General features: G+C 34.7%; 20 protein-coding genes. 13 read left to right on the top strand and 7 right to left on the bottom strand.

From position 1 onward, the window contains the following. Positions 1-145: 145 nt before the first annotated feature. Both EG346_RS18585 and EG346_RS18580 read left to right on the top strand, forming a co-directional pair. On the top strand, positions 146-1639 hold the full coding sequence (locus EG346_RS18585) for a BspA family leucine-rich repeat surface protein (RefSeq protein WP_123880687.1): 1494 nt from the start codon (positions 146-148) through the stop codon (positions 1637-1639). 248 nt (positions 1640-1887) lie between these two features. Further along, positions 1888-3429: a delta-60 repeat-containing protein gene (locus EG346_RS18580; RefSeq protein WP_123880685.1), complete on the top strand. Its 1542-nt coding sequence runs from the start codon at positions 1888-1890 to the stop codon at positions 3427-3429. A 286-nt stretch (positions 3430-3715) separates the two neighbouring features. On the opposite strand, the gene EG346_RS18575 is transcribed toward EG346_RS18580, so the two are convergent. Both EG346_RS18575 and EG346_RS18570 read right to left on the bottom strand, forming a co-directional pair. Continuing rightward, a complete protein-coding gene (locus EG346_RS18575; RefSeq protein WP_123880683.1) occupies positions 3716-4309 on the bottom strand; it encodes a hypothetical protein in 594 nt (197 codons plus the stop codon). A gap of 38 nt (positions 4310-4347) precedes the next feature. Further along, on the bottom strand, positions 4348-4866 hold the full coding sequence (locus tag EG346_RS18570) for a hypothetical protein (RefSeq protein WP_123880681.1): 519 nt from the start codon (positions 4864-4866) through the stop codon (positions 4348-4350). Between the two features lie 266 nt (positions 4867-5132). On the opposite strand from EG346_RS18570, the gene EG346_RS18565 reads away from it, so the two are divergent. Then, complete coding sequence (locus tag EG346_RS18565; protein WP_123880679.1) at positions 5133-6002, top strand: DMT family transporter; 870 nt, start codon at positions 5133-5135, stop codon at positions 6000-6002. A gap of 312 nt (positions 6003-6314) precedes the next feature. On the opposite strand, the gene EG346_RS18560 is transcribed toward EG346_RS18565, so the two are convergent. Beyond that, positions 6315-6539 carry a SymE family type I addiction module toxin gene (locus EG346_RS18560; protein ID WP_123880677.1) on the bottom strand — a complete coding sequence of 75 codons (225 nt, stop codon included), beginning with the start codon at positions 6537-6539 and terminating at the stop codon, positions 6315-6317. A gap of 150 nt (positions 6540-6689) precedes the next feature. Between EG346_RS18560 and EG346_RS18555 the strand changes: the two genes are divergently transcribed. The 9 genes from EG346_RS18555 (at position 6690) to EG346_RS18510 (ending at position 13892) form a co-directional block, all read left to right on the top strand. Beyond that, entirely contained in the window at positions 6690-7094 is a 405-nt protein-coding gene (locus EG346_RS18555) for a helix-turn-helix domain-containing protein (protein WP_123880675.1), read from the top strand. Between the two features lie 112 nt (positions 7095-7206). Continuing rightward, positions 7207-9069, top strand: coding sequence for an AAA family ATPase (locus tag EG346_RS18550; protein WP_123880673.1), 1863 nt, complete (start codon positions 7207-7209; stop codon positions 9067-9069). After that, positions 9062-10213: a hypothetical protein gene (locus EG346_RS18545; RefSeq protein WP_123880671.1), complete on the top strand. Its 1152-nt coding sequence runs from the start codon at positions 9062-9064 to the stop codon at positions 10211-10213. The genes EG346_RS18550 and EG346_RS18545 overlap by 8 nt, the downstream gene beginning before the upstream one ends. Before the next feature lie 117 nt (positions 10214-10330). Continuing rightward, entirely contained in the window at positions 10331-10654 is a 324-nt protein-coding gene (locus EG346_RS18540) for an ArsR/SmtB family transcription factor (protein ID WP_073334510.1), read from the top strand. 113 nt (positions 10655-10767) lie between these two features. Beyond that, the gene (locus EG346_RS18530; RefSeq protein ID WP_123880669.1) at positions 10768-11232 is read left to right on the top strand and encodes an SRPBCC domain-containing protein; all 465 of its coding nucleotides are present in this window, start codon (positions 10768-10770) and stop codon (positions 11230-11232) included. Between the two features lie 200 nt (positions 11233-11432). Then, entirely contained in the window at positions 11433-12011 is a 579-nt protein-coding gene (locus EG346_RS18525) for a YdeI/OmpD-associated family protein (protein ID WP_123880667.1), read from the top strand. 53 nt (positions 12012-12064) lie between these two features. Beyond that, positions 12065-12622 carry a DUF4256 domain-containing protein gene (locus EG346_RS18520; RefSeq protein ID WP_123880665.1) on the top strand — a complete coding sequence of 186 codons (558 nt, stop codon included), beginning with the start codon at positions 12065-12067 and terminating at the stop codon, positions 12620-12622. Positions 12623-12972: 350 nt separating this feature from the next. After that, positions 12973-13473, top strand: coding sequence for a hypothetical protein (locus EG346_RS18515; RefSeq protein ID WP_123880663.1), 501 nt, complete (start codon positions 12973-12975; stop codon positions 13471-13473). A 98-nt stretch (positions 13474-13571) separates the two neighbouring features. Further along, positions 13572-13892: a hypothetical protein gene (locus tag EG346_RS18510; RefSeq protein ID WP_123880661.1), complete on the top strand. Its 321-nt coding sequence runs from the start codon at positions 13572-13574 to the stop codon at positions 13890-13892. 68 nt (positions 13893-13960) lie between these two features. Here EG346_RS18510 and EG346_RS18505 read toward each other — a convergent pair whose 3' ends face one another. Then, on the bottom strand, positions 13961-14995 hold the full coding sequence (locus EG346_RS18505) for a threonine aldolase family protein (RefSeq protein WP_123880659.1): 1035 nt from the start codon (positions 14993-14995) through the stop codon (positions 13961-13963). Positions 14996-15080: 85 nt separating this feature from the next. On the opposite strand from EG346_RS18505, the gene EG346_RS18500 reads away from it, so the two are divergent. Further along, positions 15081-15734: a metal-dependent transcriptional regulator gene (locus tag EG346_RS18500; RefSeq protein WP_073334503.1), complete on the top strand. Its 654-nt coding sequence runs from the start codon at positions 15081-15083 to the stop codon at positions 15732-15734. Positions 15735-15811: 77 nt separating this feature from the next. On the opposite strand, the gene EG346_RS18495 is transcribed toward EG346_RS18500, so the two are convergent. The 3 genes from EG346_RS18495 to EG346_RS18485 all read right to left on the bottom strand — a co-directional run bounded on the left by EG346_RS18495 (position 15812) and on the right by EG346_RS18485 (position 19136). Next, the gene (locus EG346_RS18495; RefSeq protein WP_123880657.1) at positions 15812-16978 is read right to left on the bottom strand and encodes an aminotransferase class V-fold PLP-dependent enzyme; all 1167 of its coding nucleotides are present in this window, start codon (positions 16976-16978) and stop codon (positions 15812-15814) included. Positions 16979-17067: 89 nt separating this feature from the next. Further along, entirely contained in the window at positions 17068-18207 is a 1140-nt protein-coding gene (locus tag EG346_RS18490) for a hypothetical protein (RefSeq protein ID WP_073334501.1), read from the bottom strand. A 26-nt stretch (positions 18208-18233) separates the two neighbouring features. Beyond that, positions 18234-19136, bottom strand: coding sequence for a TssN family type VI secretion system protein (locus EG346_RS18485; RefSeq protein ID WP_073334500.1), 903 nt, complete (start codon positions 19134-19136; stop codon positions 18234-18236). Positions 19137-19161 lie beyond the last annotated feature (25 nt).

The following is a 19161-nucleotide window of genomic DNA, read 5'->3' as shown; positions in this document are numbered from 1 at the left end:
TTTGTAGTAGAGATAAGATAAAGAATGCCGGGAAGTTATTGTAATGATAAAAAACAGTCAATCAAATAAAATAATTCATTTTAAATTCACCCTTTTTCTTTATTTTTCTTAAAATAACGCTTATTTTTGTGAAATTTTTTAAATTATGTATAAAAAAAAACTAGTAATTATTTTTCTTTTTCTATCTTTCTGTTGTTATGCACAGACTGAATTCATCACATTATGGAAGCCTAATGTAAATGGTACCATCGATAATGCTATATCTTTTGGGGGTTCCGGAACCAGCTACACCATTAACTGGGAAGAAGTAGGATATCCTCAACATAATGGAGTTCTTAATTCTGTCACATCAAGCAGCAGCAGTCCTGCTATCATTTCTTTTGGTACCTCTTTAAATACAAATCCAGTTCAGGCAACCTACAAAGTGAAGGTATCCAATGGCAGTGGATTGTTTTATGGATTTAAGGCTAATATCAACGTTATTACTGAAAATCCGGAACTCACCGAAGTCAGTCAGTGGGGAGGAATCGTCTGGCTTGAGCAATTCAGCAGGGGATTTGCGAGATGTCCAAACCTTGACGTAACTGCTACAGATGCCCCAAATCTGACGCAAATCAGTAATTTATCTGAAATGTTCGCTTATTGTCCCTCTTTGATTGGCAATAATTCATTTTCCACTTGGAATACAAGCAGTATTACTAATATGAGTGGAATGTTTAGCAGAGCCACATTATTTAATCAAAATATTGGAACCTGGAATACGGCGGGAGTAACCAATTTTAGTGATATGTTTTCGCTGGCATCTTCTTTTAATCAAAATATTTCCAGCTGGAATACGGTGTCCGGAACCAATTTCTCTTCGATGTTTACGTTTGCAGTAGCTTTCAACCAGCCGTTAAATTCATGGAATACCTCTAATGCTACTAATTTTCGCTATGTATTCTCTAATGCTACCTCCTTCAATCAACCACTTAATAACTGGAATACAGGTAATGTAAAAGATTTTGAGCAAATGTTTACGAATGCTAAAGCTTTTAATCAACCTATTGGAAACTGGGATGTTAGTAAAGTTAATGTTTCTATTGGGTTTAATATGTTTAATGGTGCTTTAAATTTTAATCAGGATATTTCTACCTGGAACATTAAGCTTCAAAACTTTCTTGATAATTCAATATATTTCGGATTAAAAAATACCGGTTTATCATGTATCAATTATAATAAATTTCTAATTGCTCTCATTAATAATCCTACATGGGCCAGCTCAGGAATAACATCCGGAACCATAGATGCAACAGGGCTAACTTATTCTACGCCACAAGCCATTATGGCAAGAGCCCAATTGGTTAACAAGGGTTTTAACATTATTGGAGATACATATAATGCTACTTGCAATGGAAGTTTATCAACAGTAGAAACTTCTGCAAAATTAAAAATTCCGGCTTATCCTAATCCAACAACAGGAGTGATCACTGTAGAGTCTTCTGAAAACGGAGATGCTTATTTATATGACAGCACAGGTAAAGCCATTAAAAACATCACTTTAAGCAAAGGAAAAAACCAGATCGACCTTACCGGATATCCATCAGGGAACTACCTGTTAAAAGGCAATAACAACTTGACTAAAATCGTGAAGAAATAGATTGTTGTAAAATTCACAGATAAGCCTGTCCAATGGCTATTGACATCAAATAAGCTCCAAAGTCTAATGACTTTGGAGCTTATCTGTTATAACAGATATGACTTTTATTGTTAGCAACATCAGCTAGGGTAGGTCGTGTAATCTTCAGAAGATCATCAGTTTTAACAGTCATTTATTCATATTCATTAAAATCTGGTCAAATTTCATAAAGAATATTCAAAATGTTTATTTTTGGCAAAAATTAAACCATGATTAAAAACTATCTCGTATCAGCTTCACTCTTAATAAGTTCTCTATTTTCCGCACAGGGTGTAGGTCTGGATCTTAATTTTGCTCAAAATGGCGTTACGCCTAGTGAGTCTACAGATCGTTTCGAAGACATAGAAGTCTCTTACAATGGAAAAATACTTATTGCGGGAGAACAACTTCAATCTACTCCTTATTACAACGGAATGGTCAAAAGATATCTGCCCAATGGTTCTGTAGATCTCAATTTCGGAACCAGCGGCGTTGCTTCTATCGATGGAGGATTCTCCCAAGGGGATATTTTTCATGCACTCAAAGAGCTTCCTGACCATAAAATTTTAGCTGTTGGAAAAACAGATACTGCAGCAGGAATGTTCAATTACAATTACAACCTGTTTATGGTAAGGCTAAATGAAGATGGAACATTGGACACTACATTTGGCAACAATGGCAAAGTTGTAATGAATCTTGGAACAAACTACGATAACGGGGAAAAAATATTTACAGATAGTGCCGGAAGAATCGTGATTTTTGCAGACAAGGATGCTGTAAGTGAAGCTTATCAGTATACGAGGGGAGTTGTGATGAGATTTTTACCTAATGGTATCTTAGACACTACTTTTGCACAAAGTGGAATTCTTGAAATCAATCCTACGTATTATTCCAAACTCAATGATCTTGTTTTTTTAAATGACGGATCGATGCTTATCGGTGGTTCTTACGGATACGATTCCAATGATACGTATAACAGAGATATGTTTATTTATAAGGTTGATGAAAATGGAAATTTCGTCAATTCATTCGGAACCAATGGCGTCAAAATACTGGATATGGAAAATTCCGGAGACTTTCTTTCCAAAATAGATGTACTTCCGGACGGTAAGATACAATTGATTTCAGCGGCATTGAGTTTCGGACCGAAATCAACCTATATATCCAGACTTAATCCAGATGGAAGCTACGATACGACTTATAAAAATAGCGGAAAATATGTACCCAATACCAATATTCCTAACCATAATAAGTTGTGGGGAGGAAATGTACTGATTTTACCTGATGGAAATTATCTTCTTTGCAGCTCTTCGCAATGGACGGTTGTACAAAACGGAAATTATGATTTTGTGATGGTTGGATTATTACAAAACGGTGAAAGAAACAATGCCTTTAATAATACAGGAAGCTATGCAAGAGAAATATCAAATGCGCATGAATATCTTTACAGCCAACACCTTGCGCCTGATGGTGGGGTTTATTTTATAGATCAATACAGACTTTATAAATTTACCAATACCTATACATTAAGACTTTCTGAGGCTGTTTCTAATAAAAATTTAACCATTTATCCTAATCCGGCCCAAAACGTCATTCATTTGAATACAAATGAAAGAGTCCTGGAAATTCAGATTATCAACATCAACGGACAAACCATAAGAACAGTAAAAGACAGCAAGCAATTGGAGGTCAGGGATTTACCTTCAGGAAATTACTTTCTGAAAATATCTCTCGAAAAAGAAATTGTTACTTTAAAATTCATAAAACAATAAAGAACAGAAGGTTGGATATAGATTATCCAACCTTTATATTTTAATGACACAGATCAACATCTTCAAATGACAGATCAAGCGTTAGTAAACTATTGGTGCCTTTGCCGGAATATAATTTCAAAAGAAAGAACTTTTGATGCTTAATAGATATAGTGTATTCCAAAGGAAATTTCCAGGCCGCGCTACAACATCAGCACAACTCGAACAATATTCAATTTAACATAATATAAATTATAGGACTTTTATAAAACTATTGGGATAGAGCATAATACTGCTCCAGAATCCGTTATTTCCCAAATTTTCTTTCCAGATATTCTTTAACGACTTCTGAGAACTCTTCTTTAGTCATATACCTGTCCAGAAATTTTTCCAGCTTTCCTTCGTTCTCTATTTCGCCAAAATAGTTTTCATGATCCGTACTGTAGACTGTTGGATTATTTGGGTCAGCATCTGTAAGGCATACAAAATAATGATCCGGATATCCATAAGAATAAAATATACAAATGAATTCCATTTCTGCGCCCTGTACAGTTTCCCTGATTTCAGATTCCTCTACACATCCTTCAAGCTCGCCAAAATCTTCTGAATCCTTTTTAAACGGTGTAAAAAGCCAGTCCTTATAAAAATCCTGTCCGTAGAAATGTTCATGGTTTGAAAAATAATGCTCCAGAAGATTATTGTAAAAAGTATCTTTGCTGCTGCCGTACAGTTCCTTGTTATTCTCGTAGAACTGATCTATTCCATAAACATCCCATTCCTTATCATATAAATGATGTCTGAACTGTATGCTCTGCCAGTTTTCGGCAAAGCTTTTATCTGAGCTTACCCCATCTGTATTTCCCCCTAAAATGTTCAGTTTTTTTAATACCTTCGCATACATTATGTTAAATTGAATAGTTTAAATTGTTTAAAACCAGATTAATAACTCCCATTGTTCCACAGTCTTTCTGTTGTTTCTTCCTTGCTGTACTCAAAATAATTTCCATCTTTATCTTTATTTCTCTGAAATAATTTGAGATTATAATTTTTAAAATTCAGCTTTAAAAACTGATGATAATATCCATTTCCAAAGCATAAATGACTGTAAAACTGAGCTTTGAAGCTTCTTTCTTCCGGTAATTCAAACGTTTTCAGCCGTGTTACGATCTCAAATAATTCATTTTTGGTTATATTGTCTACGATGACAGGATCCGGCAAGGCAATATTAAAGGCTAAATTCTCCGCTCCGTCGGCCTCCCACCATTCCCAGAGGTTAAATCGGGACATCTCCTTCCCTGTCATCTCATGCAGTTTGTCCTCAAGCTTTTGATAGGCTGATTGATCTTCATCTCCCTTTTCATCGCAATAGTCCGTATAGGCTAAAATAAGTTGCAGAACTTCCGGATACCGTTTTTCTGCAGTATCAAAATCCGGTTCAATGTCTTTTCTTAATTCCATATAATATGATCTGGACTATAAAAATCCTTTGCCTGCACTAAATTACATATTTTTAATGCAGCCCGTCCTTCATTTCAAAGGTTTTACTTATATTTGATTTCAATACTATAGATATGAACCACGCGAGCTGTTTGCCTCCTCCAGGATTCTAATATTTTCAAATTCATTTGAAGTATCCTCATGCCGTTAAGCTTTTATTGGCCGGACCATTGGTGCTTCAAATTCTGACAAAAAATATTAATTCAAATCTTTACAGTTCATTCTCAATGAAAAAATCATATGTATTATTGCATCTGGCCGTTATCCTGGCCGGATTTACAGGCGTGTTCGGAAAACTCATCTCACTCAATGAAGGATTACTGGTCTGGTACAGACTATTATTTTCCGCGGTCATTTTATTCGTTATTTTAAAACTGCTGAGAATCCCGTATAAAATTTCTTTACAGGAAAAAGTACGTATAATGAAAGCTGGGCTGCTTATCACCATGCACTGGCTTTTCTTCTATGCCAGCATCAAATACGCTAATATTTCAATTGGTGTGGTCTGCTACTGTCTGACCAGTTTCTTTACCGCTGTATTCAAACCTTTGATCGATAAAGAGAAATTCAAAATCTCTGAACTGATTCTCAGTACCTTTACCCTGTTGGGAATCAGCCTGATCTTTCATTTTGATATTTCTTATCAGCTTGGAATTATTTTGGGCGTTATTTCTTCCGCTTTTGGAGCATTGTATACTATTTACAACAATCGGTTGGTCAGGCACTTTGATACCAAAGTTATCAACTTTTACCAAATGATAGCCGGAACTTTGGCTCTTGGAGCGTTTTTGCCCGTATATCTCCTCATTTCCCCGGCAGATAGCATAGTACCTGACTTGAAAAACACCGCTTATTTGGGCATTTTAGCTCTTTTTTGTACGGTAGTGTTATATGTGGCTTTTGCAGAGGTTTTAAAGAAAATTCCGGCATTCACCGTGAATTTAACTTTTAATCTGGAGCCTGTTTATGCCATTGTGATGGCATTTTTATTTTTCGGCGAAAGCAAAGAAGTGGGTCTGCCATTTTATATAGGAATTTCTTTGATCATTGCTTCAGTTGTTTTACAGACGCTGATTTCAGTCTGGAAAAAAGAATAATTTTATCCATTGAAACGAAGCGTGGAGACTATATAAAATCTCCGCGCTTTTTATTTAGACAAAATATAAATCACTTACTCGTGATATTGATAAAGCATTATCTATCCCGATTTCTTTGTAAATAGACAAGGCTCGGCCACCGCAGGTGGCCAGCTCAACGTCTGCTTCATCAGAAAAGAATCTCCCACAGATCACACAGATTACTTTAAATTACTCTCAAGCCCATTAAAATCAAACCCAAACATCTGAACAATCTGTGAAATCTGCGGGAGATAAAAAAACAAGCTTCCAAGTTTCAAGCCAAATAATCACCTAATCCACCTCCATTTTCTTTAAAATAATCTGATTTCTGCATACCGTCACCAATACCTTGTCACCCGCTTCAAAACCGCATTCCTGAACCCATTTTCCGGCAATCCTTATTTCCGGAAAAAAGACATGCCCACTGTAAGATCTTTTAAAGCACTTATGGGAAACCGTAAGGTTGCGGTTGCGGAACAGTTTATATTTGTTCTGTAAATTGATCTTCTTTTTCATTATTTGTTGTTTTCTGCAAACCAAATAATATCAGGCGGTATATTCCAATTTCAGGAAGGATATTTTATACGGAATGAAAGATATTTTAGAATTTCATTTATTTTAAAAAGGAGCTTTATTTTTATGTCTTAAAACTTTATATTTGTTATTATGATTGACACAGATATGCAAAATAAGAAAATACATCAAGGTAGAAACATTAAGCGTTTCCGTGAAATGCTGGGCATCAAACAGGAAGCTTTAGCTTTCGAACTGGGCGATGACTGGAACCAAAAAAAAGTTTCTCTTTTAGAGCAAAAAGAAATGGTAGAATCTGATATTCTGGCCCAGGTAGCGAAGATTTTGAAAGTTCCTGCGGAAGCTATTGAAAATTTTGATGAGGAGCAGGCAGTGAATATTATTTCTAATACTTTCAATGACCAGTCAAACGGTTATAACTACTATCCTACTTTTACTTTTAACCCTCTTGATAAAATGGTTGAGCTTTATGAGCGTATGCTTGAGCAGCAGAGGGAAATGATTGAGAAGTTGGAGAAGTTGATTGAAAGGAAATAGATAAACTATCCAAAAGCATATTATCTTCTGCTTGGATAATAATTGACACTTGACCACTAATTAAGTGCAGATTAATAAAATATATTTGTAAAAAAATATTAGACTAATAACTATGGAAATTTTATATTTTTATATTAAACAATATAAAGCTATACATAATATCGGAATCAACTTAAGTAATGAGTTTAAGTTTCAATTTAATGAAAAGGAAAACAATTTAATAATCTTAAATTCTGAACATTATATACCATCTTTTTTCGGGAAAAATATTAGTAATCTTACTGCAATTATTGGTGAAAACGGAGCTGGAAAAACAACAGCACTAAGCTATATGGTAGAATATCTATCAGGAGGAATCCATAATCACCAAGATGATAATAGTATTGTTGTTTTCAGAAAAGCGAATCAAATATTCTATTTTAGTGCCCATGAAATTAATATCATTTCCGAAGCCAATACTTATACTCTAAAAAGAGTATTGGATACCGAAAATATTAGATCTTCAGCAGTTACTATTTTCTTATCTAATGTCTTTGATCCAACGTCTTACTACACACACAATTATCTTAATGGGCAATTAGGAGAAACTAAAAATTTATCAACACAATACTTACTTTATAATGACTATCAAAACAGAACAGGACAAGATGCACACAGAAAAATACTAACATATGAACAACGTTTTTCTGCATTTGCGGCAGAGGAAATGATAAGAATAGCCAGACTTTTAAGATGGATAGGACAGAAAGAAGCAAAAGGAATACCATTTCCAGTGAATCCACCATCATACTTGAATATATCATTAGTGCTTAATGAGAACGAGGAATATCAAGATACAATAAAAAAACTTCAACAAGCTTCAGAAAAATACTTTGATATAAGAAAAAGTGAAAGAAACAAATTTCTGATTAACGCATTTATAGCTTCAATTGCATATATCTTAAATGAAATTAAATTTATAGTTGGAGCAGATATGTTTAGGAATGCACATGAGAATGTACCTAAAAGGGTATTAGACTATTTGAATAATAATAAGTCCAAAAATACCACAAATGAAAAAAATTCTATTGTACCGGAAATACGTGATATTTTTCACTTTATTTTAGAAACAGATAAACATGGAATTTTAAATCAAAAAATATATAGTATACAAAGATTTTTAGAAGCATTAGATAAATTTGTTCATGGAAGAAATATTAATGTATTTAAAGAAAATAATTTAATTTCGGTAGAAATAACAAAAGCAAATAAAGGAAACTTAGAAAATCTAATAGAAGATTATTATGAAACAAAAGGTATTTCTAGTTATGTAGATTTCTTTTTTAGTCATTCGCCAGGGACGGATTCGTCTCTAAGTTCTGGTGAATATGCATTATTATTAATTTTCTCAAGATTAAATAGTATTAGTTTAGATTCTAAAAAACCGTTAATCATTTTAATTGATGAAGCGGAGTTAGCACTACATCCACAATGGCAGAAACAATTTATCTATCATTTCGTTGATTTTATTGAGACTAGGTTTAAAAATCATAGAGTACAAATTATACTCACTGCACATTCTCCTTTTATCCTTTCTGATCTTCCCTCAAATTGCGTAGTTTTATTAAAGAAGGAAAAAGATAGAACAACAATACATTCTAGTCTTAAATCTATTAAAGAAACTTTTGGTGCTAATATTCATGAATTATTTACAGATGCATTTTTTCTTCAAGATGGATTAATAGGTGAATTTGCGAGAATAAAAATTCGTGATCTAATTCACGAAATTCTTGAACAAGATAAAATTAGCTTAGAAGAGTTTGAAAATAAATATAAAAATAGAATTGAGATTATTGGGGAACAATTTTTAAAAGCAAAAATTTTAGAACTCATTGCTGAGAAATCAGATGTTCAACTTATTGATAAAATTATTGATAGAAGAAGTATTGAGATAGAAGTATTACGTCAAATCAGAAATGGTAAAAAAAATGATTAAAATTGTACACTCTAATCTTGATAATATTGCTGAAAAATATTTTAAAAATATAAAAATTAAATGTAACGAGAGAACAGAATATTTAAAGAAAAATCTAGAGGTTATTTTTAATGGAGGTTTCCATGAAGAGTTAAAAAAGTATCCCTTAAATGGTCACTCGAAAAAGTCAGTTTCAAATTTGCTTTTATTACCTGATAATAAATTACAAGATCAAGATAATTATAATAAGTTGGTACTTGCAAATTGTCATGCATGGATAGCTACCTATAGAGTAGCACTTGAAAGAGTCACAAATTATTTAACTAATGAAGATAACCTGAAAGCATTAATCTTGTGTTCCCCAGAAAATGCTATAGATACTGAAAATGGTTTTAAAAATTATATTAATGTTGACGATGCCGGCTATAAACTCATTTTACCCATTATAAATAAAATTATAGATTATTCATTATTCGATAATTTTGCTTATGATATTTCAAGTGAGCTAGGTTATAATACATGTCCTTATTGTAATCGTATATATATACATACTGTAATTGATAAAAATAAAAAAGAAATAATTCGTCCTACTTTTGATCATTTTTTTTCACAAACTGATCATCCTTTATTAGCATTAAGTTTTTATAATTTAGTTCCAAGTTGTTATTATTGTAATTCAAACCTTAAAGGAAAAAAAGAAATGACACTCAATACACACTTGCATCCCTATTTAGAAGGTTTTGAAAATGATATAAGGTTCCATATTCAAATTCAAGATATTAATCCGGATAAAAGTCATCCTGATAATTATCATTTGTTTTTAAAAACAGAATTAGATGATTCCCATCCAAAATTTCATAAAACTTTTTTCCAGAGATATTCTAAACCAAAAGAATATAAAGGAAACATTAATCTTTTTAAGTTGAATGAAATTTATAATGCTCACAAAGATACTGTTGGAGAGCTAATTGTAAAGTGTGATAGTTTAAGTATGGGCTATGCCGATTCTTTGACCGGATTTTTCCCTTTGCTCAAAACAAATAAAGCAGAATTTTATAGATTCTATTTTGGAAATTATTTCAACGAAAAAGATTTTCATAAAAGACCACTAGCTAAAATGTCAAAAGATATTATAAGCAAGACATTGCCATATTTTTTGGATTAATTATAATACTATTTTTTTATAAAACATAATAAATTTTATACAAGGCTTTTATTATTCTCACAAAAAATTTGCGTAGTCAAATAACTTCATTTAGATTTGTAGTCAAATAACTACACAATGAATTTAAGAAGAGATGTATTCCAGGCGATCGCAGACCCTACCAGAAGATCGATCCTGATGCTGGTGGCCGCACAATCGATGACGGCCGGAGCCATAGCTTCCAATTTCGATACTGCAAGACCTACCGTCTCTAAACACCTTCAGATCCTTACAGAATGTGAACTGCTACGATCTGAGCAGAACGGCCGTGAAATTATCTATCACCTCAATCCCAATAAAATGAAAGAAATTGCTGATTTTATAGAACCCTTCCGCCAAATGTGGGACGACCGGTTCAATAAGCTGGAAAGTGTTATGAAAGCCTATCAAAAGGGCAATTAGATTTCAGATAACATATATCAGATGCCACACGATTACAGTCCCAATAGAACTTACACCCCGCAACTATAATACACTCAGATTCTCATACTTCCAACCCCAAACACCCTCAAAATATGGAACTTAAAACAAGAATCCACGCTGAAGACGGCAAGCAGGAAATATTCATTACCAGGGAATTTGATCTTCCGGTTGCATTGCTTTTCAAAGCCTATACAGAACCTGAATTGGTAGAGCAATGGATGAACACCAAAGTCCTGAAACTGGAAAACCAACCGCATGGTAGCTACCAGTTTGAAACATCCAATCCTCACGGTGACGTCGTTTTCCGGGCCAACGGAACGATTCATGAATTTGTTCCCGAACAGAAAATTACACGAACTTTTCAAATGGAAAATACGCCTTTTCCTGTTCAGATCGAGTTTTTGGAATTTGACAAACTGACCGATACCACCAGTAAAACCACCATCCACACCGTTTACAAATCTGTTCATTTCAGAGATCAAATGCTGAAATTACCTTTTGCACAGGGACTTAATATGGCGCATAACCGTTTGGAGGAGCTGTTTAAGATGAGATAATAGATAATAGACGGAGAGATAATAGACGGAGAGATAATAGATGAAGAGACAATGGAGGCGAAGGTTCAAATTGTGAATTTTGCTTTGCAAATGAATCTTCAATGATTATTGAAAGGATAAAAACCTTGAACTTTAAACTTTAAACCTTGAAAGTTATTACTCTCCCACTCTAATACACTCCAACACTAAAACTTAAAAACATGAATCCAAAAGTTGATTTTTTCTTTGATAAAGCCAATCAATGGCAGAAAGAATTTGAAAAGTTAAGAACTATAGCTTTAAGCACCGAGCTTGTAGAAGAGTTAAAATGGGGATGTCCCTGTTATACCTATCAGGGGAAAAATATTTTCTTAATCCACGGATTTAAAGAATATTGTGCAGTTCTTTTCTTTAAAGGTGCCCTGATGAAAGATCCTGATCAGATTTTGATTCAGCAATCTGAAAATGTACAGGCTGCAAGACAGATTCGTTTTACTGATGTACAGCAAATCAATGATCTGGAGGAAGCTCTTCGATCTTATATGTTTCAAGCCATTGAAATTGAAGAATCAGGTGCTAAAGTTGAAATGAAGAAAACAAAAGCGTTTGAAATGGTTGAAGAGTTTCAAAATAAACTGGATGAAAATCCTGAATTAAAAGAAGCTTTTGAAGCCCTCACTCCGGGAAGGCAAAGAGCTTACCTGCTCCACTTTTCTTCTGCAAAACAATCCAAAACCAGAGAAACAAGAATTGAAAAATGTATTCCTCAGATCCTTACAGGAAAAGGTCTCAACGATTAACTTAATAAAATAACTCATAGAAACACGAAACCAATCCAAAAACAGAATCTACTATGAACAATAAAATCTTAACTCCCGAACAAAGCGAAAATTTTTTAAAAGTACTCAAAGCCCGCTTTGAAAAAAATATGAGCCGCCACAAAGGTCTGAGCTGGGAAAAGATCCAGCCAAAACTGGAAGCAGCTCCCGAAAAACTCTGGTCACTGAACAAAATGGAGGAAACGGAAGGTGAACCCGATGTGATAAACTATGACAAAAAAACAGACGAATACATCTTCTTCGACTGTTCCCCCGAAAGTCCTAAACGCAGAAGTCTCTGCTACGATCATCAGGCCTGGGAATCCCGAAAAGCCAACAAACCTGAAAGTAACGCCATTGATAAAGCATCTGAAATGGGCATCGAACTCTTAACAGAGGAACAGTACCGCCAACTTCAGGAATTGGAGAAATTTGATTTAAAAACATCAAGCTGGATAAAAACACCTGCCAACATCCGCGAATTAGGCGGAGCTATCTTCTGTGACCGCCGTTATAATACCGTGTTTATGTACCATAATGGAGCAGATTCTTATTACGCAGCAAGAGGTTTTAGAGGAAGTTTGAGGGTTTGAGAGTATTAAAGTTAAAAATCAAAGATTTTCAAAGAACTTAAGTGTACTTTATATACGTAAAGTTGGAAACTTAAAAAAAAACTTAAGTGTTTCAAGAAAACTTTTGTGACTTAAGACATTCTATTATTTGTAACACTTTAGTCCACTTTAGATAGTATAAAATTATAGTCCATAAAAAAGATCACTTAAGGTGCCCAAATTTTACTGAGTCCTTAAATATTGTTAAAAAAATGATCAATCTTATTCGTTTAAGAAAAATCCCGGATTATTTATATCTAATATTCTTTCATATTTAAATACTATTACTAATTTAGTACATTGAAATTTGAATTAATATAACAACATTGGGTATGAAAAAATTAATCTTATTGGGTTCAGTATCGGTTTTTCTTGTAAACTGTAATAAAAAAACAGAAACGCCGGCTCCAAAAGCTGAAACCGACACTGCTGCGATAGTAGAACCTGTAGTAGATACACTCGGACCAAAATCATTCTGCTATATGGGCGTTACCGGAAAAGACAGCATTTTTGCATCAATTGATGACAATCTAGGGACCATTACAGGAAAATTAACATATAAAAACAGTGAAAAAGACATTTCAAAGGGAGATATAAGCGGCTTTAAATCAGGAGATACGCTGAAATTGACTTATGAATTCCAATCTGAAGGAACAAAAAGCAAAAGAGATATTTTCTTTATTCAAAAGGACAATATCTTAACGGAAGGAATTGGGGATCACAAAGAAGAAGACGGACAGTCTAAGTATGCCGATGAAAAAAAGATCAGCTATAAAGACGGACAAAAACTACAGGCAGCCGACTGTAAATTGGTTACCAAAGCTTTAAAATAATCTAAAAACCAGATTATTCTCTTTTATTTGAAATATTCTGCATGGTATTTGCTATTTTAGAGTTTCTCACTCATAATAACAAAAAATCATCAATAAACATGCAGCATTTACAGGTAAGACCTTTTTCAAAAACGGAACTTATTGAAGGACTCAGGAAGATATTTCCTAAATACAAAATCCAGACAAGCTTTGGAGCATTGCAGGTTCGGACCAGCGGTTTTACTTTAACAGGAAATGTGAAAATAGACACGCATCCGGAAACTGGAAAAATAGCTACCCAGACGCAGCTGGATTCCACTTTTTTTCTCATCATGTTTTTCCCGATCGGGCTTTATGTAATGATGAAAAAAGAGAAAATAAGAAGACTTGAAAATGAAGTGATTAAGGGAATTAAGAAAATTCTTTCTGAGGACCAGTAATTATTTCAATCGATATAAAAAAAATGAAAAGGTGGCTTGAACGGCTTCAGCCACCTTTTTTATATCGTTTATTGAAGTTCTTTTTTGATGATCTCTATAAAACGTTCTACCGCTTTATCGCTCGTATTCCATGAGGTAATAAGACGGATAGCGGAAGATTGGTCATCAATCTTTTTCCACACAAAAAATTCAAAATGTTCCAACAGTATTTCGATAAGTTCATTGCTGATAATCGGGAAAATCTGGTTGGTATACGTATCGGACAGAAACTGTACTCCCCTTTCTTTCATCGCATTTTTGATTTTCATAGCCTGAACATTCGCATGTTTGGCAAGATCAAAATACAAATCATCTTTCATCAGCTCCATAAACTGGATACCAAGAAGTCTTCCTTTGGCCAGTAATGCCCCCTTTTGTTTGATATTAAATGCAAAATCAGGCTGTAGCTCTTTATTATTAATCACAATAGCCTCTCCTATCAATGCCCCGTTTTTAGTTCCCCCAAGATAAAAAATATCTGTCAGTTCCGCTACTCTTTCCAGCGTAAGATCGTTGATTTCACAAGTCAGTCCATGTCCCAATCTGGCACCATCCATAAACAGATAAAGGCCTTTTTGACGACAAAATTCGGAAAGCTCTTCCAGTTCATGAGCCAGATAAACCGTTCCCAGCTCTGTAGAATTTGAAATATACACCAGCTTCGGCATTACCTGATGCGGAATATTTCCATGACTTTCCAAAACCGGAATAATATCAGAAGGTCTCAGTTTCCCGTCTTGTGTATCAATACTCAAAACTTTATGTCCTGTAGCCTCAATCGCTCCTGTTTCATTATTTAAAATATGTCCCGGCGCTGCTGATATGACGCATTGATAAGGCCTCAGAATCGCGGAGATCACAATCAGATTGGCCTGCGTTCCTCCTGAAACCAAATAAATTTCAGAATCCTGGTTTTTAATTTTCTCTTTAATCAGTTTTTTGGCCTGCAGAGAATATTCATCTTCTCCATATCCGGCTTGTTGTTCAAAATTAGATTGTACAAGTGCTTGTAGAATATTCGGGTGGCATCCCTCAGAATAGTCGTTTTTAAATGAAAATTTCATAGAGTAAAATTAAAAAAAGTTAAAATAACAAGCCCTAATTTTATATAATATTTTGTTAGATTTGTACTGAAAATCATCTAACATTTTGAAAGCGACATTAACAGAAGAAAATTATCTGAAAGCTTTGTTTCATTTAGTTGACAATGAAGGGAAAGTAACCATCAATGAACTTAGCAAATTTCTAGGCGTTAAAATGCCGAGTGTCAATAATATGATGAAGAAGTTTGCCGACAAAAAATGGGTGATCTACGAAACCTATAAGCCATTGGTCGTGACAGACAGCGGAAAGCGTGAAGCAGCACTGGTCGTTCGTAAGCATAGACTTACTGAGATGTTTCTGGTAAAAAAAATGAACTTCGGCTGGGAAAATGTCCACGAAATTGCAGAACAACTGGAACATGTTCATTCAAAGGTCTTCTTCGATAAAATGGATGAAATCCTGGATTATCCTAAATTTGATCCGCACGGAGAACCTATTCCTGACAAAGACGGAAATATTATTGCCCAGGACCTTCAGAAACTGAGTGCCTGTAAGGTTGGGGAAACCGTGACCTTTGCTTCTGTTACCATCTCAGACGATGGGTTTCTAAGCTATCTAAATGAAAGAAAGCTTCTTCTGAATACCCGGATCAAGGTAGTTAAAATTGAAGACTTTGATAAATCAATGACAATAGAAATTGGCAACAACAAAGAAGTGATCAGCAGAAAGGCTACGGAAATTATATTGGTGAAGAAGTAAAAGATAAGTTACGTTAACTTCATCATTAGAATCTGGTGGCCGGGAGTCCCGAAGCCACCAGATCCCGATACCTTTCACTATCCTGCCAACATCCTGACTACCTGATCAATTTCCTCCTGAGTATTAAAATAGTGAGGTGACAGCCGGATAGCTCTGTCCAGATTTTTTAAGGTAAAATCAATCAGAGCATTACTTTTATTGCTTACTGAAAAATAGACGTTGTTCTCTTTCAATATTTTATAAATCTTTTCAGTACTGTGATCAGCAGCACAGAACGTAACAATGCTGCATAAGTTATTTCCCTGATCCAAAACTCTTAAGCCATTATTCCGAAGGCCATTTCGCAAACTTTCTGACAGTTTTTTATTATACGTTTCAATAGTATGCAAACCTATTTTACTAGCATATTTTGCAGCTTCTGTAAACCCTAAAATTGAACTGATGGAAGTTTCCCAATGTTCGAATCGTTTCGCCGTTTTAAGCAGTTTATAATCATCGAAAGCGCTCCATTCTGCCCCGCTCATATCCAAAAATAAGGGAGCCATGTCTCTTTCTAAAACTCTGTCGGATACATATAAAAACCCTGTTCCTCTTGGCCCACGCATAAATTTCCTACCCGTTACCGTCAGAAAATCACACCCTATTTTTTCTACATCTACAACCATCTGCCCTATTGACTGACAGGCATCCACAAGATACAAGATATCATACCGGCGGCAAATTTCTCCGGCTCCTTCCACGTTCTGAATCAGTCCGGAACTGGTAGGAACATGCGTTACAGCCACAAGTTTTGGATTGTATTTTTTAACAAGATTTTCCAAATCTTCCAGATCCAGTTCATGATCCGCAAGATTTTTGGTTCTGATTACTTTAACGCCTAAGTTTTTCTGCAGGGATATAAAAGCGATCTGATTTGAGATATAATCATCATTCGTTGTTATAATAACATCGTCATTTTCAAACCTGATGCTTGATAGAGCTTTAGCATAAGCATCGGTAGAGCTCACCGTAAAGGCCATATTATGAGGTTGAGCATTAATCAACCTGGCAGCTTGTTCATAGAATTGATTGATGTGTTCAGCATTCCTGTCAGCCGCCTCATATCCTCCATATTGCTGTTCTGAATGAATATGACTGATCATTGTTTTCGCTACAGTTTCCGGCATCAGTGATCCTCCCGCACTGTTAAAAAATAGCTTATCGGAACAGCCGGGAGTATCTCTTCTAATAATATTGAGGTCCATGTTTTATTGATTCTGATGATTTAATTTATTTTTTCACATAAAAAATCCCGAAAGTTGAAATCCGGGATTGGTATAGTTACTTATTTTGATTAGTCTAAAACACTCCAACCTCTCTTCGGATTGGTATTGGAAGAAACTTCCTGTTCGTTGACAATAATATTTTCTTTTCTCTGACCGATGTAGTCTAGTTCGCTTAATTTAGAGAAGATGATTTCCAAGCTGCGAAGCATCTGCTGAATATACAGCAACGGTTCTCCGCAATTGTGGTGGTCATAGTTGGTTTCTGCCACAATAGAAAGTTGGTTCAGTAAGGTATGCGGGGCAATCTCACTCCATTCCAAGCTGTAATTCAGCATTTCTTCCAGTTCGGCAGGGACAAGAAGCTGAGTAGAATTATAAAGATGGAGAGCCAGTTTTGCGAATGCCTCAATCAAAAATACAGGCGGTTGCCAAGGAATAATATTTCTAAATTGGAAATACATATCTCCAAATGTATTCACCATCGTAGTACACAAATACTTAACGTTTTGTGCCAGTGCGGTATTTTGATTTTTATGAGATGTTTTTTGAATGATTTTAAAGGCATACTGCTGAAGGTTCCCTATTGATTTTGCATAGCTTCCGTAATAATCGAGCAAAACGGGATGACTCTGAATAGACGTACACGGCGGAATAAAATTAGAATCTACCTGAGCGATATTGGCTTTTAAATCTACCTTTCCGATAATCAGATAATTTCCTCCAGAATAACTGCTGTTCAGCGAAGTTACGGGAAGCAATTCGATGTGGTGATTCGGTTGTGCATTGGGATGACGGGGTGGAATTTCCTCCGGGTCAATATCACCAAAAGGTACTTTATCAAAAGGATTAACCGAGATCAGGATATAATAATCTCCGTCTGCCTGTTCTTCGTTCATTGATCTTGCCAGAGATTTTACACTTACTCTTCTGTCCGTTAAATCAATACGATAACCCGCCATTGTGATCGCGCTGCATCTTTTGATCACAAGCTGAACATCATTGGTCGCGGTATTATGGACATCAAAAATTGTTTTATCAGTAAATTCATTGGAAATGGGCAAAAGACCGTAATTATATGTGTTGATACCCAGCGAACTGGAATCTCTGATCGTGTCAATTAAAAAATTATCCTGATCATTAAGGTGTCTCTGGGAAACTTTCATCCCATCTACCCAATTGATCGCAAAATGTTTAATAGGCTGTATCATATGTAATACTTTTAGATTTTCTGTGATTATGATTTTTTCAATACTCCTTCTTCCTCATGCTGGATCACTCTTTTGCAGATCACGACTTCATTTTCGGAGATGCTGTTGGTAGAAATGTCCTGGTCGAAATCAATATATTTTCTAAAACTGAAAAATGATTTTTTGGTGTAAAAAATCCAGTAATAAGGTTCTTTTTCTATATCGGAAAGATGAATGATTGAATTGGGATTTTTATGGTTATAATCATCCACTACCCTATAAAACCAGTCTCCGAAAGTTACACCCGTAGGCAACGTTTTGGCTTTGATTCTAAATCGGTTGGTGTCTTCCAGATTTTTGCTCAATTCAACATTCAATACCATCAATCTGTCAAAATCCACCCCATCAAAATCAGGAAGTTTCTGATCCGGTGAATATCGCCATGTTTTGTAGATATCAAAAGGAATGCTGATAAACTGAACATAACAGTAATAAAATACCATGGGAACAATGAAGATCACCATGCTTGTGGCAGCCATGACAGCATAACCGGTTCCTTTACTTATCCAGTTAAAGATCAGAGTAAATAAAAATCCTCCAAAAGCAATACATGTCAATGAAAGTATTGATTCAAACAAAATACTCATGCCCACTGAATCAATATGCTTTCTGAAATATCTGTGCAGTAAATTAACATGAATAATCCCGAAAATAAGATAGAAAACCTGGGCTATAAGATACCAGTATGGATTAAAAAGATTTCCTGCAAAACCGAAAATTCCAGGCAGAGCCAGACATAAACTGCATAGAAGAACATAGATAATAATTACTTTAATCTTGATCGCAGGTTTATTTCTTCTGAGGAACCCCAGAATAAACATCATAATAACCGCGATTAAAGGCATTAAAATATACCTTAAAAAAATACCTTTTACTGAAGAAATTTCCATTAGCTTCTTTTCAAATTTATACTTG

Origin of the sequence: Chryseobacterium carnipullorum, from assembly GCF_003815695.1 — a bacterium.
Lineage (GTDB): Bacteria > Bacteroidota > Bacteroidia > Flavobacteriales > Weeksellaceae > Chryseobacterium > Chryseobacterium carnipullorum.
The sequence above is the reverse complement of the archived record's forward strand: the minus strand, read 5'-3'. Positions and strand labels throughout refer to the sequence as shown.